We start from the raw sequence: 22,850 nt of genomic DNA, 5'->3' as shown, positions 1-22,850 counted from the left end.
CGGGGCTGCCCGGGGTGCCCGCAGCGGCGCTCCGGACGGCCCCGCGGCCCGTTGTGGCAAGGCTGCCGCCCGGGTGGACCTCAGGACCTGCGGCCGGACGTCATCCGTGCCACCCTGGCGGGGGAACGGGATGATGATATTCACCCGTTTGTCACGTCGTGCACTGCCGTGTCCGGGTGCGGGCTGCGACCCTCGGTCGGGGAGGGGACCCGCGCCGTCGTGAGGAGTACGCATGCACCAGCACCTCGCCCGTACCGCCACGGCCGCCGCCCTGCTGGGAGCCTCCGCGTTCGTCACCATGCCGGCCCACGCGGCCCCCGCGGACCCCTCCTCCCCCACGGTCTTCGCCCACCGGGGCGCGTCCACCGAGGCCCCCGAGAACACCCTGGCGGCCGTACGCCGGGCCAACGAGCAGCACATCAAGTGGATCGAGAACGACGTCCAGCGCACCAAGGACGGGGCTTTGGTCGTGATCCACGACGCGACGCTGAACCGCACCACCGACGTCGAGCAGGTCTTCCCGGACCGCGCCCCCTGGCGCGTCGCCGACTTCACGCTCGCCGAGATCCGCCGGCTCGACGCCGGCAGCTGGTTCGCCCCCCGCTTCCGCGGCGAGCGCGTCCCCACCCTCCAGGAGTACCTGACCCTCCTCGACCGCGACCAGCAGGGGCTGCTGCTGGAGCTCAAGCAGCCCGAGCTCTACCCCGGCATCGAGAAGCAGACCGTCGACACCCTGGAGAAGGCCGGCTGGCTCGACCGGGCCCACCTCTCCGGCCGCCTGGTCATCCAGAGCTTCAGCGCCGACGCCCTGCGCCGCACCCACGAACTGCGCCCGGCCGTGGAGACCGGCTTCCTGGGCAGCCCGCCGGTCTCACAGCTGAAGGAGTACGCGGCCTTCGCCGACCAGATCAACCCGGACGAGAAGGACGTCACCTACGCCTACGTGCAGGCGGTCCACGGCACGAAGGGCCCCGACGGCAAGCCGCTGCGCGTGAACGCGTGGACGGTCGACGACCTCACCACCGCCGTCCGCATGGCGGCCCTCGGCGCCGACGGCATCATCACCAACCGCCCGGACGTCATCCGCAACGGCGTGCAGTGACCCGGACGGTCGCGTGCGCGGCCCGCTGAACCGCTCGGCCGAACGCGACGTACCAGTCACCGTGGGTGGCACCGGGTCGCCGACGCGGAAGGAAAGGGCCGAACGATCCCCTTGGACGCGAGCCGCCCCGTCAGCAGCGCCGGCACGGCGCACGGCCGGCAGGAAGTGCCGGGCCTCGAAGGTCTCCGCGGCCTGGCCGCACTGTACGTACTCCTGTTCCACTGCTGGCTGTACACGTTCCCGGGGTATCCCGACAGTTCCGCCCCCTGGTGGCTGGACGGGCTCGTGTACGGCCGTCTCGCCGTCGTCTTCTTCCTCGTGCTGTCGGGGTTCTCCCTGGCCATCTCCCCGGCGCGCGACGGCTGGCGGCTGGGCGGTGCCGCCCGTTTCCTGCGGCGCCGGGCCTGGCGCATCCTCCCCCCGTACTGGGCGGCGCTCGCGCTGAGCCTGGTCGTCGCCTTGTTCGTGGTGCCGGCCTCGCACTTCGGGCCGCCCACCGGCGCGACGGTCCTGGTGTACGGGCTGGTCGCCCAGGACGTGTTCACCGCGCCGACGCCGAACGGCACGTTCTGGTCGATCGGCGTGGAGGCGGAGCTCTACCTCCTCTTCCCGCTCCTGCTGTTCGTCCGGCGGCGGCTGGGCGCCGTGGTCCTGGTCGCGGGAGTGACGCTCCTGGTCGTCGCCCGGGGCCTGATGGCCGCGCACGTGACCCCGGTGGAGGGGAACAACTGGCTCACCCCGCATCTCGCCCCGGTGTTCGTCGCCGGCCTGGCGGGCGCGGGGATCGTCGTCGCGTCGGCCCGGGTCCGGCGCCTGCCGTGGCACTGGTTCGCCGTCCTGGCCGCCGCGCCGGTCGTGGCGCTCGCCGCCGTCAAGGGACAGGTCTGGACGGTGGACCACTACTTCTGGGTGGATCTCGCCGTCGCGCCCGCCATGACGATGCTGATCGCCGCGGTCGCCACCGGACGGCCCGCCCTCCTGCTACGGCTGCTGACCGCACGCCCCGTCCGTGTCCTCGGCGACTTCTCGTACAGCCTCTACCTCGTCCACCTGCCCGTCGTCATGACCGTCATCAGGCGCGTCGCCCCCAGGTTCGTCTCCCCCGGGCTGCCCACGTTCTGGTTCACCCTCGTACTGGCGTTGCCCGTCTCGCTGCTGGTGGCGTGGCTGTTCGCCCGGGTCTTCGAGCTGCCCTTCAAGCGGCACCGCTCCTGGAAGTCCCTGCTCGCGCCGGTCCGTTCGCGGACCACCGGCCCGGCCCTCCCAGCGCCGGCCGAGGCCGCGCCGGCAGGTCCGTGACGTCCGGCCCCCGGGGACGGCGAAGGCCCGCGGCGTCCGAACCGGTCGGACGCCGCGGGCCTTGGCCTCACCTGTCGGTCAGTACACCGGCTTGTCGGGCTCGATCGTGTTGACCCAGCCGATGACGCCGCCGCCGACGTGGACCGCGTCCGAGAAGCCCGCGGACTTCAGGACGGCGAGGACCTCGGCGGAGCGGACGCCGGTCTTGCAGTGCAGGACGATCTTCTTGTCCTGCGGGAGGTCCTGGAGGGCGTTGCCCATGAGGAACTCGTTCTTGGGGATCAGACGCGCGCCCGGGATGGAGACGATCTCGTACTCGTTGGGCTCGCGGACGTCGATGATGTCGATGTTCTCACCGTCGTCGATCCACTCCTTGAGCTGCTTGGGAGTGATCGTCGACCCCATCGCCGCCTCCTGCGCCTCCTCGGAGACGACGCCGCAGAAGGCCTCGTAGTCGATGAGCTCGGTGACGGTCGGGTTCTCGCCGCAGACCGCGCAGTCCGGGTCCTTGCGGACCTTGACCTGGCGGTACTGCATCTCCAGGGCGTCGTAGATCATCAGGCGGCCGACGAGCGGCTCGCCGGTGCCGGTGAGGACCTTGATGGCCTCGGTGACCTGGATGGAGCCGATGGACGCGCACAGCACGCCCAGGACACCGCCCTCGGCGCAGGAGGGCACCATGCCCGGCGGCGGGGGCTCGGGGTACAGGCAGCGGTAGCAGGGGCCGTGCTCGGACCAGAAGACCGACGCCTGGCCGTCGAAGCGGTAGATGGAGCCCCAGACGTACGGCTTGTTCAGCAGCACGCACGCGTCGTTGACCAGGTAACGGGTCGCGAAGTTGTCCGTGCCGTCGACGATCAGGTCGTACTGGCTGAAGATGTCCATCACGTTGTCGGCCTCGAGCCGCTCCTCGTGAAGGACCACGTCGACGTAGGGGTTGATGCCCTTGACGCTGTCGCGGGCGGACTCCGCCTTGGAGCGGCCGATGTCCGCCTGACTGTGGATGATCTGGCGCTGCAGGTTGGACTCGTCGACCTCGTCGAACTCCACGATGCCGAGCGTGCCCACCCCGGCGGCGGCCAGGTACATCAGGGCGGGCGAACCGAGACCGCCGGCGCCCACACAGAGCACCTTGGCGTTCTTCAGCCGCTTCTGCCCGTCCATCCCCACGTCGGGGATGATCAGGTGGCGGGAGTACCTGCGGACCTCGTCGACGGTGAGCTCGGCGGCCGGCTCGACCAGGGGTGGCAGCGACACGGGGACTCCGTTTGTCGATCGATCACTACGGTGGTTATTCCCGTAACACTGCCACGCCCTTCTTCATTCCGAGACCGCCGTCCCGAGGGGCGAGACTGATTTTGGTCACATGCTGGGCGGCGGCTGGCGGCGGAGCATGCGCGAGGCCTCGTCCCAGTAGCCCGGCAGGCCGTCCCAAGCCGCGTGGTCGGTGCGGTCGGTGAAGTAGACGGTCGCCGCGCCCTGCCAGCGGGCGATCCGCATGGCGTTCTCCAGGTGCGGGGCGGGGACGCCGTGCACCAGGTGGCAGAAGCGCTCCGGCGGGTACGCGGCCGTCCACTCCGGGGCCTCCGACCAGCGGTACTGCATCCACGGCCCGGCGAAGGTCACCAGTTGGTCGGCGGCTTCGGCGTAGCCCTCGTACGGATGGCAGCCGTGACCGAGCACGACGTGCCCGGTGCTGCCACCCTCAACCGTCAGCAGCGCGCGCAGGGTGGTGATCACCCGGCGGCAGTCGGACAGCTCCGAACTCGTGGTCGGGGCACGGTCGAGGTAGAAGCCGTCGACCCGGTACCAGTCGAGGAAGCGGTGTGCGTCGGCGACCAGTTGGCCGAAGGGACGCGCCCCGTGCCGGGTGTCCAGGTAGCCGAGCACGGGCACGGCCGCGTCGCGCAGCCGGGCGCACGCCTGCGTGTAGAGCGGGTCGATCCGGGCGCCCGGGCCCCGCGCCACGTTGAGCACCACCCAGTGCATCGGCGCCTCGGGGCGGGCCAGTTCGGCCCATTCGCCCGGGGCGACCAGCGGGTGCGCGTACGCGGGGACCCCGAAGCCCAGTCCGTCACAGCGGTCGATCGGCCTGCGCAGGCCGCTCGGTGTCACACGCGGCATGCCGCCTCCATCCAGACGTCGGCGAGGGATTCCTCGAGGGCGATGCGCGGGCGCCATCCGAGGCGGTCGCGGGCGGTGCGGATGTCGGCCTGCTGCCAGGCGCCGCAGCCGTCCGGGTAGTGGGGGTGGCCGGTGCCGTTCGCCATCAGGTGCGGGTCCTCGACCTCGTGGAGGGCGCCCGCGTAGCCCGCGGCGTTGGCCAGGGCCGCGGCCACCTCGCGCAGCGGTACGGCGCGGCCCGTGCCGATGTTGACCAGGCCCTGGGCGGCGGAGAGCGAGGCCGCGTGCACGGCGCGGGCCACGTCGCGCACGTCCACGAAGTCCCGCTGTACGCCGAGTCCGGTCAGCTTCAGCTCACCGTCGCCGGTCTGCATGGCCCGGCGCATCGCCTCCGCGAGCCGCCCGATCGGCGAGGCGGTGGGCGTCCCCGGCCCGACCGGGGTGAAGACCCGCAGCACGACGGCGTCGAGCCCGGAGCCGAGCACCAGTTCCGTCGCGGCGAGCTTGCTGACCCCGTACGGACCGCCCGGCCGGGGCACGGCGTCCTCGGCCGTCGAGGAACCGGTGGGCGAGGGCCCGTACTCCGCGGCACAGCCCACCTGGACCAGCCGGGCGGAGGTGGCGCTGCGGCGCATCGCCTCGCACACGGAGGCGACGGCGATCGTGTTGTGCCGCGTGAGTTCGCGTGCCCCGCCGCGCGTGGCGCCCGCGCAGTTGACGACGACCCCGGGGTGGACGGCGTCCATGAAGCGCGCCAGCGCGCCGGGACTGCCGGACGACAGGTCGAAGCGCACGTCCGCGTCGTCGCTGCGGCCGAGGGCGGTCAGCTGCACGGCGGGGTCGGCCAGCAGCCGTTCGGCCACGTGACGGCCGACGAATCCGTTGGCGCCCAGGAGGAGGACTCTCATAGCGAGCGCCTCCGCTGCGCTCGCCGTGGTCGGGGGTGCGGGTGGGTCATCGTGAATGGCTCCTTGGCTTCTTCTACGGAACTGCGGGGTGTGCCGGGCCGCCCCGGCCGCCGGCCGCTCATCGCGGCGCCGCCGCGGCCGTGTGCGCCGACGCGCGCGAGAGCGTGGTCAGGGCGTGGGCCGCCAGCGCCAGGGCGGCGGCCGCGCAGGCCAGCGCGGGGACGGCGGCCGGCGGGAGGGGGGACCGGTTCAGCAGGGCCGCGGCCAGGACCACGGCCTCGGTGGCGCAGGCGAGCCCGGTGCCGATGGCGGCCGGGTCGGGGTGGCCGTGCACCGCGAGCAGACGGGCGGTGAACAGCAGCAGGGCGAGCGCCGCGGGCCCGGCGAGCGCGGCGGGGGTGAGCGGGGCACCCGCCACGGCCCGGGCGGCGCACAGCAGCGCGAGCACGAAGGCGAGGAAGAGCGCGAGCGTGCCCGCCAGCAGCGGCCGCACGGCACCGCCGAACTCCTCCAGGCTGCGGCTGCGCAGCAGGTGCCCGCGGGAGCGCTCCGCGAAGCGGTGGGCGCACCAGGCGGCCGGCGCGAGGGACAGCGCGAGCGCGGTCAGCTCGGCGGCGTCCGCGGCGGGCAGCACGCCCCCGGCGAAGCCGTCGACGGCGCGCGGCCCGTACAGCCCGAACCCCACCAGCCAGCAGCTCCACACCGCGCCGGCCGGGCCGGTGCCGTACGGCGCCCTCAGCGGTCCGCGGCGCAGGGCGGCGAGGAGCACGAGCAGGAGCAGCGGCACGGCCACCGCGGCCACCGTGACCGGCGGCAGCACGCGCAGTGCCCCGCTCGCGGCGGCGCAGACGGCGCCCGGGGCGAGGGTGAGCAGCAGGGCGGGGCGGTCCGCCGGCCGGCCCGCGGCGGGCGGGGCGGTGGCGCGGGGCACCCGGGCGTAGAGCTCCTCGGCGAGGGAGAAGACGTCGCGGTGCCGGAAGCCCGCCGCGACGCGGTCGGTGACGCCCTGCGCCTCCAGTCCGGCCACGATCTCCAGCGGGTCCACGGCTTCGGCGCACAGCTGCCGGTGACGGTGCATCAGGGCGCGGACGGGGTCGGCGGGGCCGCGTTTGCGGGGGCCGCCCCCGCGGGCGCCGGCTTCGCTCTCCTGCACGTGGCTCATGCGCGTTCCCGCCTCTCGGCTCCGGCGTACGCGGGCTCACGGGCGGCGAGCGCCCAGGCCGGCGCGGCCGTCCAGTGGCCGGGGACACGGGATTCGGCGGGCCTGCCGAAGGGGACGGGGGTGCCGTCCGGGTCGCGCAGCGGGGCGTGACGGCCGGGCGCGTGGGCCACCAGGTCGAGGTAGATCTCCCGGAACGCCGCCAGGTTCCGCTCGACGGTGAAGAGCTCCAGGGCGCGTTCGCGTGCGGCGGCGCCCAGCCGCTGCCGGCGCTCGGGGTCGTGCAGCAGGGCGACGCAGGCCTCGGCGAGCGCCTTCGGGTTGCGCGGGGGCACGACCAGGCCGGTCCCGCCGATGACCTCCCGTACGGCGCCGACGTCCGTGGAGACGGTGGCCCGGCCGCAGAACATGGCCTCGACCAGGGTGACCGGGAAGCCCTCGACGACGCTGGAGAGGACGACCACGTCCCCGGCCGCGTAGGCGTCGGGGAGCGCCGGGGCGCCCGGCGAGCCGAGCTCCTCGAAGGTGACCGGGTTCTCCCCGGCGGTGACGGCGTCGGCCGCCTCGTCGGGGAAGAGCTGCGCCGCCAGGGAGCGGCACTGCTCCAGGTACGCGGGGTCGCCCTCGCCGGCGCGGACGACGCGCAGCCGCGCTCCGGGTTCCTCCTTGCGCACCTCCCCGAAGGCGTGCAGCAGCCCGACCAGGTCCTTGCCGGGGTCGACCCGGCCGACCCACACCAGCGCCGGGTCGCCGCCCTCGGCGTCGGCCGGCGGCTCGGGCACGGGCCCCTGGTAGCCGGGGTAGACCGTACGGACGCGGTCCCGCTCGGCGCCGCAGTGCTCCTGCCAGCGGCGTGCGTGGGCGTTGCCGGGGGTGACCAGGGCAGCCCGGCGGTACGCCTCGCCCGCGAGGTGGCGGTGGAAGGCGGCGAGCAGGGCGCGTACGGGGGCGGACAGTCCCGCGGCGCGGTGCAGCAGCAGGGTCTCGCGCAGCCGCACGCCGTACTCGGTCACCAGCAGCGGCGTGCCGAAGAACCGTTTGGCCAGGAGCGCGGGCAGCAGGGCGGTGCCGCCGGTCACGGCGTGGCAGAGGTCGGCGGTGGCCAGCGCGTCGCCGAACTCGTCGTACCAGGGCGCGGCCAGCGGCCGCAGCGCGCGCTCCAACTGGTCGGCCGCGAGCAGGAGATCGCCCACCCCGGCCTCCCCGACCAGGGGTCGCGCGCCGGGCGCCCGGCAGACCTCCTCCAGCACGCGCACCGCGTGCTCGGAGCGCAGCAGCGCCGGGACGCCACCGTCCTCGCGGGCGAGTTCGGCGAGGCCGTAGAGCGCGGAGGCGAAACGGTCCGCCACGCCATTGGCCCCGGCGTCCCCCGCCAGCACCCCGACGAGGTCGCGGTACTGCTCCAGCGCCTGCGCCCTCCGCCGGCGCGCCCTGCCCGGCACGCCCCCGGGCCCCGGCGCCGGCCCCCACAGCGGCAGCACGCGTACGTCCCGCACCTGCGGCGGCAGCGCCGGCATCCCCGCCGCCCCGGCCCGTTCGCTCCTGCCGATCGCGTACACCGCGAACTCGTGCCCGGGGAGCCCGCGCACGAGCCGGTCGACCCAGGCGCCCCCCTCACCCCGGGCGTACGGATAACCACCCTCCGCGAGTAATGCGACACGCACGTCTGCCCCCTCTCCGCAGCGGTCTGTTCGGGCGCGATGACCGTATTCCGGCGAAGTGGGGGCACGACGGACGGTTGTCCGCCGTGCCACCGAAAGGGGTGAAGAGACGTAACTTTCCCCAGCGTTGTGCGTTGTGACCGGGTAGACGTTCGCCGGGTCGTTCCCGGGCGAGCGGGGCGCGGTGCCATTCCCGCGCGGACGCCGGCGGTGGCTGTTATCGTCACCGGCATGAAGCGCGCTGCCATGACGACGACGCCGGAGAGTGTCCCGGCGCGCTGACCCCTGTCATGAGGAAGCCCCGGGCGAGTGCCCGGGGCTTTCGCTTGCGGTCATCCGCCCGCCGTCCGCGAGGAGACCGCCATGCACGACCACCGCAAACTCGGCCGCGAGCTCGGCCTGTTCGACACCGACCCGCTGATCGGCGCGGGACTGCCCTACTGGCTGCCGGACGGCGCCGCCGTCCGGCACGCCCTGGAGGAGTACGTCCGCGAGGCCGAACGCCGGGCGGGCTACCGCCATGTGTACTCACCCGTGCTCGGCAAACGCGAGCTGTACGAGATCTCCGGGCACTGGGCGCACTACAGCGACGACATGTTCCCGCCGATGGACCTCGGCGGCGAGCAGGTCGTGCTGCGGCCCAGCCTCTGTCCCCACCACGCGCTGATCTACCGCTCGCGCTCCCGCAGCCACCGCGAACTGCCGCTGCGCATGGCCGAGCTGGGCGGCATGTACCGCTCCGAGCTGTCCGGCGTGCTCGGCGGGCTCACCCGCGTACGGGCCATCCAGCTCAACGACGCGCACATCTTCTGCACCCTCGACCAGGTCGCCGACGAGGCCGGCGCCGCCCTGGAGATGATCGGCCGCGCGTACCGCGCCCTGGGCATCACCCCCGCCCGTCACCGGCTCTCCCTCCCCGGGCCCGGCGGCAAGTACGTCGCCGAGCCCGAGCTGTGGGAACGCTCCACCGCCCTGCTGACCGAGGTCCTGGACCGCTCGGGGCTGCCCTACGAGGCGGCTGCGGGCGAGGCCGCGTTCTACGGGCCCAAGATCGACGTCCAGGTCGCCGACGGCGCGGGCCGCGAGGCCACCTTGTCCACCGTGCAGATCGACTTCCACCAGCCCCGGCAGTTCGGGCTGCACTACATCGGCGCGGACGGCGCGAAGCACCGTCCGGTCATGGTGCACCGCAGCGTCGTCGGCAGCGTGGAGCGGGCCGTGGCGCACCTGGTCGAGCAGCACGGCGGAGCGTTCCCGCCGTGGCTCGCGCCCACCCAGGTGGTCGTCCTCCCGGTGTCGGAGGCGGAGCTGCCGCAGGCCCAGGCGCTGGTGGGGCGGTGCCTCGACCTGGGGCTGCGCGCGGACCTGCGCGCACCGGACCGCGGCACCCTCGGGGCGCGCGTCCGGGAGGCCCGCCTCGTCCCCTACCAGGCCGTCATCGGCCCGAAGGAGGCCGCGGACGCGCACGTCGCCCTGCGGCTCCGCGACGGCCGCCGCCTTCCGCCGCTGCCCGCGCACGTGGTACCGGAGCGCGTCCGTGCGGCCGTGGCCGCCCACGACGTGGAGCTGTGGCCCGGGCGTGAGGACCCCGCCTGACCCCCGCCCGGCACGGCGGACCGGGGCGCGCCCGTCCGACCGGGCCGGGCGCGCACCCCGGCGCGTCAGGCGGTGGCCGCCAGTGCGTGGCGCCGGGCGGCGCGCCGGGCGGCGGACTCCTCCGGGTCGAGCACCGGGACCGCCGCCAGCAGCCCCTTGGTGTACTCGTGCTCCGGCGCCTCGTAGACCCGCCCGGCGGGGCCGTACTCCACGATCCGGCCCACCCGCATGACCGCGACGTTGTCGCTGACCTGGCGCACCACGGCCAGGTCGTGGGCGATGAAGACCAGTGCGAGCCCCAGTTCGCGCTGCAACTCGCCCAGCAGCCGGATGACCTGCGCCTGCGTCGTGACGTCGAGCGCCGACACCGGCTCGTCGCAGACGATCAGACGGGGCTCGGGCGCCAGTGCCCGGGCGATGCCGACCCGCTGCCGCTGACCGCCGCTGAACTCGTGCGGATAGCGGTGGTACCAGTCGGGGTCGAGCCCGACCCGTTCCAGCAGTTCCCGCACGCGGGCGACGACCGCGGCGTCGTCGAGGACCCCGGCCGTCCGCAGCGGGTCCGCGATGGACTCGCCGATGCTGCGCCGCGGGTTGAGCGAGGACACCGGGTCCTGGAACACCATCTGCAGTCCCGGCGTGCCCGCGACGGAGCGTGCGCCCGGGCGCCGCAGTTCGCCGCCCGTGGGCTCCAGGAGCCCCACGAGCATCCGCCCGAGCGTGGTCTTGCCGCTGCCGCTCTCCCCGACGACGCCGAGCGTCTCGCCCGCGCGCACGGTCAGCGAGACGCCGTCGACCGCCGCGACCCGGGAGCCGCGCCGGCCGAACTCCCGCCGCACGCCGACGGCTTCGAGGAGGACCTCGCCCACGGCCGCGCCGCGCGGCTTCGCCGTCTCCACCCGCGGGACCGCGGCCACCAGGTCCCGCGTGTACGGCTGTCGCGGCGCGCCCAGCACGGTGCCGACCGGTCCGCGCTCCACGGCACGGCCGTCCTTCATCACCAGGACCTCGTCGACGCTCCCGGCCACCACGCCCAGGTCGTGGGTGACCAGCAGCAGCCCCATGCCGGTCTCCTGCCGCAGTTCGCCGAGCAGGTCGAGGATCTGCGCCTGCACGGTGACGTCGAGGGCCGTCGTCGGTTCATCCGCGACGAGCAGCCGCGGCTCGCACGCGAGCGCCATGGCGATCAGGGCCCGCTGGCGCATGCCGCCGCTGAACTCGTGCGGCCGGAAGCGGGCCCGCCTCGGTGCGTCGGCGATGCCGACCCGGTCGAGCACCTCGACCGCCCGCGCGCGGGCCGCCCGCCGGGAGGCCTTGGGGTGGTGGACCCGGTACACCTCGGCGATCTGGTCGCCGATCGCGAAGTACGGGTCGAGCGAGGACAGCGGGTCCTGGAAGACCATCGCCGCGAGCCCGCCGCGCAGCCCGCGCAGTTCCCGTTCCCCCGCGGTCAGGACGTCGACGCCGGCCACCCGCACCGAGCCGCCGATCCGCGCACCGCTGCCGCGGTGCAGTCCCAGCAGGGTGAAGGCGGTGGCGCTCTTGCCGCTGCCGGACTCGCCGACGACGCCGAGGGCGCCGCCCTGCTCCACGGAGAAGGAGAGCCCGTCCACGGCCCGGACGGTGCCCGTGCCGGTGGGGAAGTCGATCGTGAGGTCCTCGACCTCGATCAGCCGTGACGTCATGCCAGCACCACCCGTCGGTCGGCCACCGCGTACAGGACGTCCGCGAGGGCGTTGGCGAGGACCACGAAGAAGCCGGTGACCAGTACCAGTCCGACGACGACCGGCAGGTCCTCGGTCTTCACCGAGTCCACCAGGCTCTTGCCGAGCCCGGGGATGCCGAAGAGCGACTCGGTGAGCACCGCGCCGCCGAACATCGTCCCCAGGTCCAGCGCGGTCAGTGCGATGACCGGCGGCAGGGCGCCGCGCAGGGCGTGCCGTCCGATGACCGAACGCTCGCGGACGCCATAGGCGCGGAAGGTGCGCACATGGTCCTCGGCGAGCGTGTCCAACATGGAACTGCGGGTCAGCCGGGCGTACTTGGCGCTCTCCAGGATGGCCAGGGAGAGCCAGGGCAGCACCAGGTTCCACGCCCACTGCTCGGGGTCCTCGGTCAGCGGGACGTAGGACGGGAAGGGCAGCCAGCCCAGCACCGAGACGAACAGCAGCATCAGCAGGATGCCGATGATGAAGACGGGCACGGCGTTGCCGGCGAGGGTGAGCCCGGTCAGCAGCCGTTCGGTGAGCCCGCCGTGGCGCAGCGCCGAGAGCACCCCGGTGCCGACGCCGATGACCAGCCACAGCACCATCGCGCCCAGCGAGAGCGAGGCGGTGGCCGGCAGCCGCTGGGCCAGCAGGGAGGTCACCTGCTCGCCGCTCTGGTACGAGAAGCCCAGGCACGGTGCGCCGCAGTGCTCGGTGCCGACACCGGTGCTGATGTCGGTGCCGGCGAACAGGCCGTGCAGGAAGTGGGCGTACTGCGCGAAGGCCGGGTCGTCCAGGCCCAGCTGGGTGCGGACCTGGGCGACCTGGTCGGCGGTGCACTTGGGCCCGCAGGCCAGCCGTGCCGGGTCACCGGGCAGGACGTAGAAGAGGGCGTAGACCGCGATGCTCAGTACGAGCAGGACCAGCAGGGCCGCCAGCAGCCGGCGCAGTGCGAACCGGGTGAGGAGGATCATGACCGCGCCTCCTTGCGCCTGCGGGCCACGGACCGCAGGCGGCTGCCGGCGCGCGGGTCCAGGGCGGTGCGCACGCCGTCGCCGAGGGCGGTGAAGGCGAGGACGGTGACGAAGATCAGGCCGGCGGGCAGCAGCACGTACGTCGGATCGGCCTGGTACCAGGTGGTCGCGGAGGAGAGCATCTGTCCCCAGGAGGGCGTGGGCGGCTTGACGCCGATGCCGAGGAAGGACAGTCCCGCCTCCGACGCGATGTTGGAGGGCACCAGCAGCGCGCTGTACGTCACCACGGGCGCGGCCAGCGACGGCAGCAGTTCGCGGCGCGCGATCCGCCACCGGCCGGCGCCGCCGAGCCGGGCGGCGGCCACGTAGTCGAGGGACTTGAGGCTCAGGGTCTGGGCCCGGACGATGCGGGAGGTGCCGCCCCAGCCGAGCAGGCCGAGGACGAGGACCAGCAGCACCGGACGCGGGAAGCCGGCGGGGACGATCGCCAGCAGGGCGATGGAGAAGACCAGGGTGGGCAGCGCCAGCATGACGTCGGTCGTCCGGCTGAGCAGGTTGTCCAGGAAGCGGTTGCCGAGGCCGGCGGCGAGGCCGACCGTGACCCCGAGGACGACCTGCACGACGGTGGCGGCGAGGCCGATGCCCAGCGAGATCCGCGCGCCGTACACGAGCCGGGCGAACAGGTCGCGCCCGGTGCCGGGTTCGACACCGAGCCAGTGGTCGGCGCTCACTCCGCCGAAGGAGCCGGTCGGTACGCCGCCGAGGGCGGAGTCGACGGCCGAGGCGTGGTACGCGTCCGGGTCCTGCCCCTCCAGGGCGGCGAGCAGCGGGGCGGCGAGGGCCACCAGGACGAGCAGGGCGATCACGGCGACCCCGGCGAGGGCGGCGCGCTGGGCGCGCAGCCGCCGCCAGAGCTGCCGGGCGCGGCGAGCACGTCGGTCGTGGTCACTTGACCGCGACCTGCGAGACGTCGAGGACGCCGGTCCAGTCGCTGATGACGACGTTCTTGACGTCCTTGCCGTACAGGCGCTTGTAGACCGGGTGGACCAGCGGCACGGTCAGCGCCTGCTCGCCGATCTTCTTGTCGAGGGCGCCCCAGCGCACGGCGGCGGCCTTGAGGTCGGTGAGCTTGTTGATCTCGTCGATCTCCTGGTTCACGGCCGGGTCGTCGAGCTGGGCGTTGTTGAAGTTGTAGCCGTCCTTGACGATCTGCCGGCCGTCGAAGATCGGGGCCAGGAAGGGACCGCCGGACGGCCAGTCGGCGCCCCAGCCGGCGAGGAAGAAGCCCGGCTCGGTCTTGATGCCGTGGATCTTCTCGCTGTAGGCGCTGGACTCCAGTCCCTCCAGCTTGACGGTGATGCCGGCCTTCTTCAGGGCGTCCTGCAGGGCGGTGGCGACCTCGGGACCCTGCTCGTCGCCGCCGCTGCTGTCGTGGGTCAGCGTGACGGTCAGGCCGTTCGGGTAACCGGCCTCCTTCAGCAGCTCCTTGGCCTTGGCGGCGTCACCGCTCTTGCCGGCCGGGAACGCGTCGTACGGGGTGTAGCCGAAGGACTCCTGCGCGGGCAGGAAGGTGGTGGCCGGCTCGGCGAGCGAGGAGCCGCCGAGGGCGTTGACGACGGTGCTGCGGTCGACCGCGTAGGAGATCGCCTGGCGCACCTTGGGGTTGTCGAACGGCTTCACCTTCGGGTTGAAGGAGATGTAGTCGGTGTAGCCGAATTGCCCGGTCCCGACGCGGCCCGCGAGCTCCTTGTCGCCGGTGATCTTGGCGAGTTCGGCGGCGGTGAGGTTGGTGTCGGTGGTGACGGCGGCGGCGTCCTTGCCGGAGCCGGAGGACAGCCGCTGGTTGATCACGGCGGCGTCGAGGCCGGAGCGGACGTCGATGCGGTCCGGGTAGGCCTTGCGCTCCTCGTCGGTCTTCGGGTCCCAGTGGGTGTTGCGCTCCAGGACGAGGTGCTCGCCGTCGTTCTCGTTGCCGACGACCTTGTACGGGCCGGAGGAGAACGGGTGGTTCTCGTACTTGGTGCCGGTGTCCTTGGCCTTCGGCACCGGGGCGAAGGAGGTCTGGGTGGCCAGGAACGGGAAGTCGCCCTCGGGCTTGTTCAGGTGGAAGACGATGGTCTTCGCGTCCGGGGTCTCGATGGAGTCCAGACCGCCCTTGTCCTTGTACGGGCCCTGGTACTCCTTGCCGCCGACCAGCCAGTCGCGCAGGTAGGGGGCGCCGCCGGACAGTTCGGCGGCGAAGGAGCGCTCGATGCCGTACTTGATGTCGGCGGTGGTGATCGGGCTGCCGTCCTCGTACTTCAGGCCGTCCTTGAGGTGGTACGTCCAGACGGTGGCGTCCTGGTTGGGCGTGCCGGTGTCGGTGGCGAGGTCCGGGACGACCTTCGCGCCGTCCGCGCCGCTCTCGCGGTTGCGGGTGGTCAGCGTGCGGAAGACCAGGCCGGGGACGTTGCCGCCGCCGGAGGTGTAGAGCCGCGCCGGGTCGAAGTCCTCCTGCGGGGACTGGTTGAGGACGTAGAGCGTGCCGCCCTTGGCGGGCTTGCCGTCGGCCGCCGCCTTGGCCCCGCTGTCCTCCGGGCCGCAGGCGGCGGCGCCGCCGGTGATCGCCAGGACGACGGCTGCCGCTGCGAGGCGGCGAGGTGTGACGGACAGGTGAGACATCGAAGATCCCTTTCGCGGCTGCGAGTTGGAGAGGGCGGGGCTGGGGAAGGCCCGCAGGCAGCGGCGACGGACCCCGCGAAGGGGACCGTGAAGGATCGATCAAACGTCGAGACGCGCGCCCACGGGTCGGAGAGGACCGGGGCGAGGGGAGATGCGCCCTCTACGCGCCCGGCACCGTGGAACGGCGACACAGGATGTCGGCGACGCAGTGCCCGGCCACGCCGATGAGCGCCAGCTCGATGCTGGCGTCGGCGTCTGTGGCAGGGCTGTGCGGCATGCCGAAAACATTGAACGATTAATCGCCCGATGTCAAAAAGCTAGCCCCGGGGGTAGGGCCAGGCGTTGGGCTTGCAGGTCAGGCCCCCGTAGGAGAGGAACTTCGTCTGCTGCATCATGACCGGGGCCAGGGCGCCCTGCTTGGGGCAGAGCACGTGGTCGTAGCCGAGCCGGTGCCCGACCTCGTGGTTGATCAGCATCTCGCGGTAGGCCGGCATCCGGTCCGGGCCGTACGTCGTTGACCCCTCCGCCCAGCGGTACGCGTTGATCATCGTCCGGGGAGTCGACGCCGCGTCACATGACACATTGTCAACCGTCGTGTCCAGGCCGGACTTCGCGCACCAGGTGGCCGTGGTGCCGGGGCTGGCCAGGGTGATCACGATGTCGGCCGGGCCCGTTGAGACCCGCTCGAAGGTGCGGGACCCGGCGTGCGCCCAACTCCGCTTGTCGTTCAGCGTCTTGTAGACCGCGTCCGCGAAGAGCCGGGCGTCCAGCGGCAGCCCCTTCTCGACGTCCACCCGCACGCGCAGCAGCTTGCCCTTGCCGGGGGCCTTCTCGTGGCCGGCCACGGTCTGGAACTTCCCCGCCAGGCTCAGGTCCTGGTCGAGCGGGTAGCGCCGGACCATCGCCTGGTCGTAGGTGAGCGGGGCCGTGACCGCGGAGGGTGAGGTCGAGGGGGTCGCCCGGCCCTGGGAGCGGGACGCGGAGTCGTCGGCGCCCCGGCTGCCGCCCGGTGCCGCGGCGGCGGACGAGTGACGCTTCTCACCCCCGGCGGCCATCTGGCCCGCGACGACGACGGCCAGCACGGTCACGACCGCCGCGGCGGCGGCGCCGCCGAGCGCGCGAGCCCTGACGCCCTTCTTGGGCCGTTCGGGTTGTTCGCCGCCCTCCCCGGCCTCCGCGGCGCCCTCCACGGGTGCCCCGGATTCCGTGGTGGCGGAGGGCGCGTCGAAGGCCGCGACGAAGTCCCGCCGCGGGCCGGGGCCGCCACGGGCTCCCGCGCCGGGCGCCCGGCGCTGGCGCGGGAAGCCCGCTATTCGGGGCGCGGTGAAGAGGTCCGCGTCGAGGGGGTCGTCGTCCTCCGGGTTCTCCGTGCCGAGCGCGGTGTCCGCCAGCTCCGCGGGCCGGGTCCCGCGCGGCGTGCGCGGCGGGGCCCAGGAACCGGCCCGGCCCCAGGCCGAGTGCTCGCGGTGCTCGGGGTGGGAGTGGCCCGGGACGTCGTCGTGACCGTGCCCGGCGTCCCCGGGCCGGAAGCCGTCCCGGCCGCCCGGCACGGAACCACCGGGCGCCTGGCCCGGTCCGCCCGGCCGCTGCGGGGTCGTCGTCCCCGGGCCGGAACGCCGGCGGCGGCCGGTGCCCGAGTTGCCGCCGGCTATGCCCGGTACGTCGTCGCGGCGGCCGTCACGGCCGCCCGGTGCGCTGTGCCTGCCCATGAAGTCAGTGATCCGTCCGCGCGTCCGTGGCGTCCAGCAGTTCGCGGAAGGCCCGCTCCACCGCATCGGGGTGCTCCATCATCGCGACGTGCCCGCTGTCGGGGAGCGTCAGCAACCGCGAGTCACGGAACGTCCGGGCGGCACGGTACGCCATCCGGGGGGCCACCAGCTTGTCCTTGCCCCCGTACACCAGCAGTGTCGGCGCGAGTACCCGCTCGGCCTGCCGCCACAGGCTGTGCTGGCCGCCGAGCGTGTAGGCGTCCACGATGCCGCGCGCCGAGCGGGTCAGCGCGTCCCAGAAGTACGGCAGCGCCAGCCGGCGCTCGTACTCCGTGGCGTGCTCGGCGAAGGACTCCTCGCTGACCTGCGACGGGTCGCCGTAGCAGAGCCACAGCAGCTGCCGGGTGCGCCGTTCCACGGACCAGTCGCGGGTGGCGCGGGACACCAGCGCGGTCGCGCCCGGCAGCCCGAGGAACGCGGTCGGCCAGGCGCCGTACTGGGGCGGCACCTCCGGCAGCGCGGGCGAGATCAGCGTCAGGGTGCGGACCAGGTCGGGCCGGGCCGCGGCGACCTTGGTGACGACCGCTCCCCCCAGCGAGTTGCCGAAGAGGTGCACGGGCCCGCGCCCGGAAGCCTCCAGCAGGCGCACGACGGCGCGCGCGTGCCCCCCGATCGAGTAGTTGCCGTCGTCCGGCGGCGGGGAGTGCCCGAAACCGGGCAGGTCCAGGGCCTCGCAGGACACCCGGTCCGCCAGCAGCCGCATCAGCGCCGACCAGTTGGAGGACGACCCGCCCAGGCCGTGCACGAAGAGCGCGGGCGGCAGCCCTTCGGCCTGCTCCGCCCGCGCCCGTACGGTCAGCGTCCGCCCCGGCAAGGCCACGGTCCGCACCGTCTCCCCGTCCCCGGCTCTGGCTCCCGAAGGCGGTACGGGCACGGCGGCGAACGCGGCTTCGGGCGACTCCGTCGAGGACATGGGGCAATGTTACGAGGTGATCACGCGTGCGCTCGTGTGTTCGCCCTCACACGCGTCGTGGGGATTTTCCGCCCCTCCCGTCACTCTGCACACCCCGTTCCTGTCTCCTACGCTCGCAGAAGGGGAAAGAGGGGGACAGTGGGTAGCAGCGGGGGACGGCAGCGCACGACCAGACGGGAGGTGCCCGTGTCCGACGACATCGAGACCTTCGACGACGACGTCATCGACGACCTGGAGGACGCCGAGACCGACATCGAGGCGCCCGAGGCGGACATCGCCGAACAGCACCTCGAACTGCTGCAGCACCGCGATGTCCCGATCACCGAACGCCCCGACGACGCCGATCCGGCCGACGTCGCCGAGCAGCACAGGGTGGTGGAACTCGACGAGGACGACTATCGCTGAGTTCCACTTGGTGAGAATGTGCGTTCGCACAGCGCATGCCCCCGCTACCGAAAAGTACGATGGCACCCGCAGCGCAGAACGACATCACATGGGAGGCGGCGTGACAGCCATCGAGCAGACTGAGGCGCGCCCTCGCGGCACACGCCTGCCGCGCCGGGCCCGGAGAAACCAGCTGCTGGGCGCAGCCCAGGAGGTGTTCGTCGCCCAGGGCTACCACGCCGCCGCGATGGACGACATCGCGGAGCGCGCGGGCGTCAGCAAGCCCGTGCTCTACCAGCACTTCCCCGGCAAGCTCGAGCTCTACCTGGCCCTGCTGGACCAGCATTGCGAGGCCCTGCTGGACGCGGTGCGCACCGCACTGGCCTCCACCAGCGACAACAAGCAGCGCGTGGCGGCCACCATGGACGCCTACTTCGCGTACGTGGAGGACGAGGGCGGTGCGTTCCGCCTGGTCTTCGAGTCCGACCTCACCAACGAGCCGGCCGTCCGCGAGCGCGTCGACAAGGTCGCGCTGCAGTGCGCCGAGGCGATCAGCGAGGTCATCGCCGAGGACACGGGGCTGACCACCGAGCAGTCCATGCTGCTCGCCGTCGGCCTCGGCGGCGTCTCGCAGGTCGTGGCCCGTTACTGGCTCTCCAGCGGCAGCTCCATGCCCCGCGAGACCGCGGTGCAGTTGCTGACGTCGCTGGCCTGGCGCGGCATCGCGGGCTTCCCGCTGCACGGCGCCGAGCACTGACGCCTCCGCCCGGCGGCTGTTCGCTCTGGGCGTGCCCGTCGGCCGGTGCCCTGGTGCCGGGCGCGGCTAATGTGTCCTGCGTACGGCGCGATTTCCAACCGCGCACACCGCAGACCGTTCGGAGGGACAAAAGCCGTGGAGGTCAAGATCGGCGTGCAGCACGCGCCGCGCGAGATCATCATCGAGAGCGCGCAGACGGCCGAGGAGGTCGAGAAGGCCGTCGCCGAGGCGCTCACGGGCACCGCCAAGCTGCTCAGCCTCACCGACGAGCACGGAAAGCGCGTGCTCGTGCCGGCCGAACGGCTGGCCTACGTGGAGATCGGTGAGCAGGCGGCGCGCCGGGTGGGCTTCGGCGCCCAGCTCTAAGCAGGGCAGGGAGCAGGGCAGGTCAGAGCCTCGCCGCTCCCGCACCGGGACGACGCACGGCGGGTCACCCCCGAATGGGGTGACCCGCCGTTTCGCCGTGCGGGCCCGCGGGGTAGGACCCGTGCGACCGAAGTCTCCGGGAGGGGCCGCACGATGATGTGGGAAGCGCTCGCGTTCGCCGCCGTCGGACTGTCCGTCGCGTACGCCGCGACCCGGATGCTCCCCCGCCGCCGCCTTCCCGCGGCCACGCTGGTGCTCGCCACGGGAACGGTCGCCGCCGTCCTCGGCGGTCTCATCACCCGTACCGTCCTCGGCTCGGACCGGTTCCTGATCAGCCTCGCCGTGTCGGTGGGGGTGGCGGCCGCCCTGCTCTCGCTGCTGGTGCGCCCGCCGCGGAACGCCCGCCGGTCGTCGCCGCGCACGGCCTGAGCCGCACGGCCCGGACCGCTCAGGCGGCCAGGCCCAGCGCCGCCATCCGCTTGGTGTGGGCCTCGGTGATCCGGGTGAACATCCGGCCGACCTCCGCGAGGTCGAAGCCGTCCGCGACCCCGCCGACCAGCATCGTGCTGAGCGCGTCCCGGTCCGCCACGACCCGCTGCGCCTGCGACAGCGCCTCGCCCATCAGCCGGCGCGCCCACAGCGCGAGCCGCCCGCCGACCCGCGGGTCGGCCTCGATGGCGGAGCGCACCTTCTCCACCGCGAAGGAGGCGTGGCCGGTGTCGTCCAGCACGGCAAGCACCAGCTCGCGGGTGTCGGCGTCGAGGCGGGCGGCGACCTCGCGGTAGAAGTCGGACGCGATGGAGTCGCCGACGTACGCCTTGACCAGGCCCTCCAGCCAGTCCGACGGCGCGGTCAGGCGGTGGAACTCGTCCAGTGCGGCGGCGAAGGGCTCCATCGCCGCGGTCGGGTCCGCCTCGACGGTGGTGAGCCGCGCGCGGAGCTGCTCGAAGTGGTGGAACTCGGCGGACGCCATCGCCGCGAGCTCCGCCTTGTCCTCCAGGGACGGCGCGAGCTTGGCGTCCTCCGCGAGCCGCTCGAAGGCGGCCAGCTCGCCGTACGCGAGTGCCCCGAGCAGGTCCACGACCGCCGCGCGGTACTGCGGGTCCGCGGACGCGGCGGCCCAGTCCTTGGCGGCGATGGTCGTCTCGGCGGGGGTGTCGGCGGGGGTGTCAGGCGTCTCCATGCTGCGCACAATAGCCAACCCCACCAGCGCGGCAACCATCCCGTGCGGCCCCGGCGCGCGGAAGCCGCGACGTGACCTGTCCCACGTACCCCGAAATCCATCCGCCGCAGGTGTGTCATTCCGGGGTACAGTGATATGGACCCGCCAGGTGACCCGGCGGGTCACGCATGAATGGATGCCCGGTCGGTGGCCCGATCGGCTCCTACCGACCGCCCTCCCCACATGGGGAGGGGCCCGTATCGCGGCGCGCGCGAGGGCAGCGGTCCCGCGCACCTCGGCCACCCAGGGCCGTACGACACCTCGCGCGGTCAGCGCAGTTCCCTGCGCTCGACCCTCCCCCGTTCACACGCTCAGCGCCGCGTCCCAAACAGAAGAGGCAGAGCATCCTGACCACCATCACGACTTTCCGTGACCTGGGGATCCTCCCCGAGACCGCCGAGGCCCTCGAGGCCGTCGGCATCACCACTCCCTTCCCGATCCAGGAGATGACGCTCCCGGTCGCCCTCGCGGGCAACGACGTCATCGGCCAGGCCAAGACCGGCACCGGCAAGACCCTGGGCTTCGGCCTCCCGATCCTGGAGCGGGTCGTCGTCCCGGTCGACGTCGAGGCCGGGCGCGCCAAGCCCGAGGACGTCGTCGACGGTCCCCAGGCCCTGGTGATCGTCCCCACCCGCGAGCTGTGCCAGCAGGTCACCAACGACCTGCTGACCGCCGGCAAGGTGCGCAATGTGCGCGTGCTGGCGATCTACGGCGGCCGCGCGTACGAGCCCCAGGTCGAGGCCCTGAAGAAGGGCATCGAGGTCGTCGTCGGCACCCCGGGGCGTCTGCTGGACCTCGCCGGCCAGAAGAAGCTCAGCCTGCGCAACGTCCGCGCCCTCGTCCTCGACGAGGCCGACGAGATGCTCGACCTGGGCTTCCTCCCCGACGTCGAGAAGATCATCGAGATGCTGCCGGTCAAGCGGCAGACCATGCTCTTCTCCGCGACGATGCCGGGCGCCGTCATCGGTCTGGCGCGCCGCTACATGTCGCAGCCCACGCACATCCGCGCCACCTCGCCGGACGACGAGGGCGCCACCGTCGCCAACATCACCCAGCACATCTTCCGCGCCCACTCCCTGGACAAGCCGGAGCTCGTCTCCCGCGTCCTGCAGGCCGAGGGCCGCGGTCTGGCGATGATCTTCTGCCGTACCAAGCGCACCGCGGCCGACCTCGCGGAGCAGCTGGAGCAGCGCGGCTTCGCCTCGGGCGCCGTCCACGGCGACCTCGGCCAGGGCGCCCGCGAGCAGGCGCTGCGCGCCTTCCGCAACGGCAAGGTCGACGTCCTGGTCTGCACCGACGTCGCCGCCCGCGGCATCGACGTCGAGGGCGTCACCCACGTGATCAACTACCAGACGCCGGAGGACGAGAAGACCTACCTCCACCGCATCGGCCGCACCGGCCGCGCGGGGGCGTCCGGCACGGCGATCACGCTGGTCGACTGGGACGACATCCCGCGCTGGCAGCTGATCAACAAGGCGCTGGACCTGCCGTTCAACGCCCCGGAGGAGACGTACTCCACCTCCACCCACCTCTACGAGCTGCTCGGCATCCCCGAGGGCACCAAGGGCGTCCTGCCGAGGGCGGAGCGCACCCGGGCCGGCCTCGACGCGGAGGAGATCGAGGACCTCGGCGAGACCGGCGGCCGCGGGCGCGGCCGTGGTGGCCGCAAGTCCGGCCCGGCCGCCTCGGCCGAGGCGGAGGAGCGTCCGGCCCGCACCCGTACGCCGCGCCAGCGCCGCCGCACCCGCGGCGGACAGACGGTCGACGGGGTGTCCGCCGAGGCGGAGGCGGTCGTCGAGACCGTCGAGGGCCCGGCCTCCGAGGCTGCGGCTCCGCGCCGCCGTCGCCGCACCCGTACGGGCTCGGGCACCTCGGGCACCTCGGGCACCTCGGGCACCTCGGGCACCGAGACCGTCGCGGCCGCCGCCCCGACGGCCGAGGAGGTCCCGGCCCCGCGCCGTCGCCGTACGCGGTCCGGCGCCGCCACCGGTGCCGAGACTCCGGCCGCCGCCGAGGCGGCGGCCCCGGAAGCGGCTCCGGCAGAGGGCGAGGGCGCGGCCAAGACCGTCCGCCGCCGTCGCCGCACGCGGACGGCCAAGCCGGCCGACGAGGCCACCGGCTGACACGACACCCGTACCCGGACGGCCGGGCGCCCCTCGTGGGGCGCCCCCCCGTCCGCGGTGGCCCGGGCGGCGCCCGGGGGCGGGGCCCCCGGCGGGGGGGGGGCCACCCGCCCCGCGAGCCACCGC

19 protein-coding genes and 2 pseudogenes are annotated in these 22,850 nt (G+C 73.6%); 8 read left to right on the top strand and 13 right to left on the bottom strand.

The genetic code is table 11. The features are described 5' to 3' along the window. Window positions 1–232 precede the first annotated feature (232 nt). Together ACFV3E_RS28430 and ACFV3E_RS28425 are read left to right on the top strand one after the other, a co-directional pair. Window positions 233–1,102: a glycerophosphodiester phosphodiesterase gene (locus ACFV3E_RS28430; RefSeq protein WP_500537237.1), complete on the top strand. Its 870-nt coding sequence runs from the start codon at window positions 233–235 to the stop codon at window positions 1,100–1,102. 111 nt (window positions 1,103–1,213) lie between these two features. Continuing rightward, complete coding sequence (locus ACFV3E_RS28425; protein ID WP_500537236.1) at window positions 1,214–2,401, top strand: acyltransferase family protein; 1,188 nt, start codon at window positions 1,214–1,216, stop codon at window positions 2,399–2,401. Window positions 2,402–2,479: 78 nt separating this feature from the next. Here the strand turns inward: ACFV3E_RS28425 and moeZ are convergent, their stop codons facing one another. The 5 genes from moeZ to pelF all read right to left on the bottom strand — a co-directional run bounded on the left by moeZ (window position 2,480) and on the right by pelF (window position 8,256). Beyond that, window positions 2,480–3,658 carry an adenylyltransferase/sulfurtransferase MoeZ gene (gene moeZ / locus ACFV3E_RS28420; RefSeq protein ID WP_500537235.1) on the bottom strand — a complete coding sequence of 393 codons (1,179 nt, stop codon included), beginning with the start codon at window positions 3,656–3,658 and terminating at the stop codon, window positions 2,480–2,482. A gap of 105 nt (window positions 3,659–3,763) precedes the next feature. Next, window positions 3,764–4,525: a spherulation-specific family 4 protein gene (locus tag ACFV3E_RS28415; RefSeq protein ID WP_500327956.1), complete on the bottom strand. Its 762-nt coding sequence runs from the start codon at window positions 4,523–4,525 to the stop codon at window positions 3,764–3,766. Next, window positions 4,513–5,433 carry an NAD-dependent epimerase/dehydratase family protein gene (locus ACFV3E_RS28410; RefSeq protein ID WP_499513818.1) on the bottom strand — a complete coding sequence of 307 codons (921 nt, stop codon included), beginning with the start codon at window positions 5,431–5,433 and terminating at the stop codon, window positions 4,513–4,515. The genes ACFV3E_RS28415 and ACFV3E_RS28410 overlap by 13 nt, the downstream gene beginning before the upstream one ends. Window positions 5,434–5,551: 118 nt before the next feature. Beyond that, window positions 5,552–6,595: a hypothetical protein gene (locus ACFV3E_RS28405; protein ID WP_500537234.1), complete on the bottom strand. Its 1,044-nt coding sequence runs from the start codon at window positions 6,593–6,595 to the stop codon at window positions 5,552–5,554. After that, entirely contained in the window at window positions 6,592–8,256 is a 1,665-nt protein-coding gene (pelF, locus tag ACFV3E_RS28400) for a GT4 family glycosyltransferase PelF (protein WP_500537233.1), read from the bottom strand. Before pelF ends, ACFV3E_RS28405 begins: the two co-directional genes overlap by 4 nt. Window positions 8,257–8,562: 306 nt before the next feature. On the opposite strand from pelF, the gene thrS reads away from it, so the two are divergent. Beyond that, entirely contained in the window at window positions 8,563–9,849 is a 1,287-nt protein-coding gene (gene thrS, locus ACFV3E_RS28395; protein ID WP_500537232.1) for a threonine--tRNA ligase, read from the top strand. 65 nt (window positions 9,850–9,914) lie between these two features. Here the strand turns inward: thrS and ACFV3E_RS28390 are convergent, their stop codons facing one another. The 7 genes and pseudogenes from ACFV3E_RS28390 to ACFV3E_RS28360 all read right to left on the bottom strand — a co-directional run bounded on the left by ACFV3E_RS28390 (window position 9,915) and on the right by ACFV3E_RS28360 (window position 17,872). Then, complete coding sequence (locus tag ACFV3E_RS28390; RefSeq protein WP_500537231.1) at window positions 9,915–11,534, bottom strand: dipeptide ABC transporter ATP-binding protein; 1,620 nt, start codon at window positions 11,532–11,534, stop codon at window positions 9,915–9,917. Then, on the bottom strand, window positions 11,531–12,529 hold the full coding sequence (locus tag ACFV3E_RS28385; protein ID WP_500366557.1) for an ABC transporter permease: 999 nt from the start codon (window positions 12,527–12,529) through the stop codon (window positions 11,531–11,533). The genes ACFV3E_RS28390 and ACFV3E_RS28385 overlap by 4 nt, the downstream gene beginning before the upstream one ends. Then, window positions 12,526–13,452, bottom strand: a pseudogene (locus tag ACFV3E_RS28380) (ABC transporter permease); the annotation flags it as partial. The pseudogene ACFV3E_RS28380 and the gene ACFV3E_RS28385, both read right to left, overlap by 4 nt. Window positions 13,453–13,474: 22 nt before the next feature. Next, window positions 13,475–15,190 carry an ABC transporter substrate-binding protein gene (locus ACFV3E_RS28375; RefSeq protein WP_500366560.1) on the bottom strand — a complete coding sequence of 572 codons (1,716 nt, stop codon included), beginning with the start codon at window positions 15,188–15,190 and terminating at the stop codon, window positions 13,475–13,477. A gap of 160 nt (window positions 15,191–15,350) precedes the next feature. Further along, entirely contained in the window at window positions 15,351–15,467 is a 117-nt protein-coding gene (locus tag ACFV3E_RS28370) for an Ms4533A family Cys-rich leader peptide (RefSeq protein WP_018561500.1), read from the bottom strand. A gap of 40 nt (window positions 15,468–15,507) precedes the next feature. Then, the gene (locus ACFV3E_RS28365) at window positions 15,508–16,899 is read right to left on the bottom strand and encodes a DUF3152 domain-containing protein (protein WP_500537230.1); all 1,392 of its coding nucleotides are present in this window, start codon (window positions 16,897–16,899) and stop codon (window positions 15,508–15,510) included. A gap of 4 nt (window positions 16,900–16,903) precedes the next feature. Then, complete coding sequence (locus tag ACFV3E_RS28360; RefSeq protein WP_500537229.1) at window positions 16,904–17,872, bottom strand: alpha/beta fold hydrolase; 969 nt, start codon at window positions 17,870–17,872, stop codon at window positions 16,904–16,906. Between the two features lie 186 nt (window positions 17,873–18,058). Here ACFV3E_RS28360 and ACFV3E_RS28355 point away from each other — a divergent pair, with 186 nt between their 5' ends. The 4 genes from ACFV3E_RS28355 to ACFV3E_RS28340 all read left to right on the top strand — a co-directional run bounded on the left by ACFV3E_RS28355 (window position 18,059) and on the right by ACFV3E_RS28340 (window position 19,808). Next, window positions 18,059–18,277 (top strand): hypothetical protein, encoded by a 219-nt coding sequence (locus ACFV3E_RS28355; RefSeq protein ID WP_500366566.1) that lies wholly within the window; start codon window positions 18,059–18,061, stop codon window positions 18,275–18,277. A gap of 100 nt (window positions 18,278–18,377) precedes the next feature. After that, a complete protein-coding gene (locus tag ACFV3E_RS28350) occupies window positions 18,378–19,013 on the top strand; it encodes a TetR/AcrR family transcriptional regulator (RefSeq protein WP_499513807.1) in 636 nt (211 codons plus the stop codon). A 135-nt stretch (window positions 19,014–19,148) separates the two neighbouring features. Further along, window positions 19,149–19,379 carry a DUF3107 domain-containing protein gene (locus ACFV3E_RS28345; RefSeq protein ID WP_499513806.1) on the top strand — a complete coding sequence of 77 codons (231 nt, stop codon included), beginning with the start codon at window positions 19,149–19,151 and terminating at the stop codon, window positions 19,377–19,379. Window positions 19,380–19,532: 153 nt separating this feature from the next. Further along, window positions 19,533–19,808 carry a hypothetical protein gene (locus ACFV3E_RS28340; RefSeq protein ID WP_500537228.1) on the top strand — a complete coding sequence of 92 codons (276 nt, stop codon included), beginning with the start codon at window positions 19,533–19,535 and terminating at the stop codon, window positions 19,806–19,808. Between the two features lie 19 nt (window positions 19,809–19,827). On the opposite strand, the gene ACFV3E_RS28335 is transcribed toward ACFV3E_RS28340, so the two are convergent. Further along, a complete protein-coding gene (locus tag ACFV3E_RS28335) occupies window positions 19,828–20,562 on the bottom strand; it encodes a ferritin-like fold-containing protein (RefSeq protein ID WP_499513804.1) in 735 nt (244 codons plus the stop codon). Window positions 20,563–20,756: 194 nt separating this feature from the next. Between ACFV3E_RS28335 and ACFV3E_RS28330 the strand changes: the two are divergent. After that, window positions 20,757–22,715, top strand: a pseudogene (locus ACFV3E_RS28330) (DEAD/DEAH box helicase); the annotation flags it as partial. Window positions 22,716–22,850: the final 135 nt, after the last annotated feature.

This window comes from Streptomyces sp. NPDC059718, assembly GCF_042733315.1.
Lineage (GTDB): Bacteria > Actinomycetota > Actinomycetes > Streptomycetales > Streptomycetaceae > Actinacidiphila.
Note: the sequence above shows the minus strand (reverse complement) of the source record. Positions and strands in the feature narration are given on the sequence as shown.

Excerpts from the sequence above, each read along its gene's own strand:
- ACFV3E_RS28390 (WP_500537231.1), bottom strand. The coding sequence starts at position 11,534 with ATGACGTCACGGCTGATCGAGGTCGAGGACCTCACGATCGACTTCCCC.
- ACFV3E_RS28375 (WP_500366560.1), bottom strand. The coding sequence starts at position 15,190 with ATGTCTCACCTGTCCGTCACACCTCGCCGCCTCGCAGCGGCAGCCGTC.
- ACFV3E_RS28385 (WP_500366557.1), bottom strand. The coding sequence starts at position 12,529 with ATGATCCTCCTCACCCGGTTCGCACTGCGCCGGCTGCTGGCGGCCCTG.
- ACFV3E_RS28360 (WP_500537229.1), bottom strand. The coding sequence starts at position 17,872 with ATGTCCTCGACGGAGTCGCCCGAAGCCGCGTTCGCCGCCGTGCCCGTA.
- ACFV3E_RS28340 (WP_500537228.1), top strand. The coding sequence starts at position 19,533 with ATGATGTGGGAAGCGCTCGCGTTCGCCGCCGTCGGACTGTCCGTCGCG.
- ACFV3E_RS28405 (WP_500537234.1), bottom strand. The coding sequence starts at position 6,595 with ATGAGCCACGTGCAGGAGAGCGAAGCCGGCGCCCGCGGGGGCGGCCCC.
- ACFV3E_RS28365 (WP_500537230.1), bottom strand. The coding sequence starts at position 16,899 with ATGGGCAGGCACAGCGCACCGGGCGGCCGTGACGGCCGCCGCGACGAC.
- ACFV3E_RS28370 (WP_018561500.1), bottom strand. The coding sequence starts at position 15,467 with ATGCCGCACAGCCCTGCCACAGACGCCGACGCCAGCATCGAGCTGGCG.
- ACFV3E_RS28430 (WP_500537237.1), top strand. The coding sequence starts at position 233 with ATGCACCAGCACCTCGCCCGTACCGCCACGGCCGCCGCCCTGCTGGGA.
- ACFV3E_RS28415 (WP_500327956.1), bottom strand. The coding sequence starts at position 4,525 with ATGCCGCGTGTGACACCGAGCGGCCTGCGCAGGCCGATCGACCGCTGT.
- ACFV3E_RS28410 (WP_499513818.1), bottom strand. The coding sequence starts at position 5,433 with ATGAGAGTCCTCCTCCTGGGCGCCAACGGATTCGTCGGCCGTCACGTG.
- ACFV3E_RS28335 (WP_499513804.1), bottom strand. The coding sequence starts at position 20,562 with ATGGAGACGCCTGACACCCCCGCCGACACCCCCGCCGAGACGACCATC.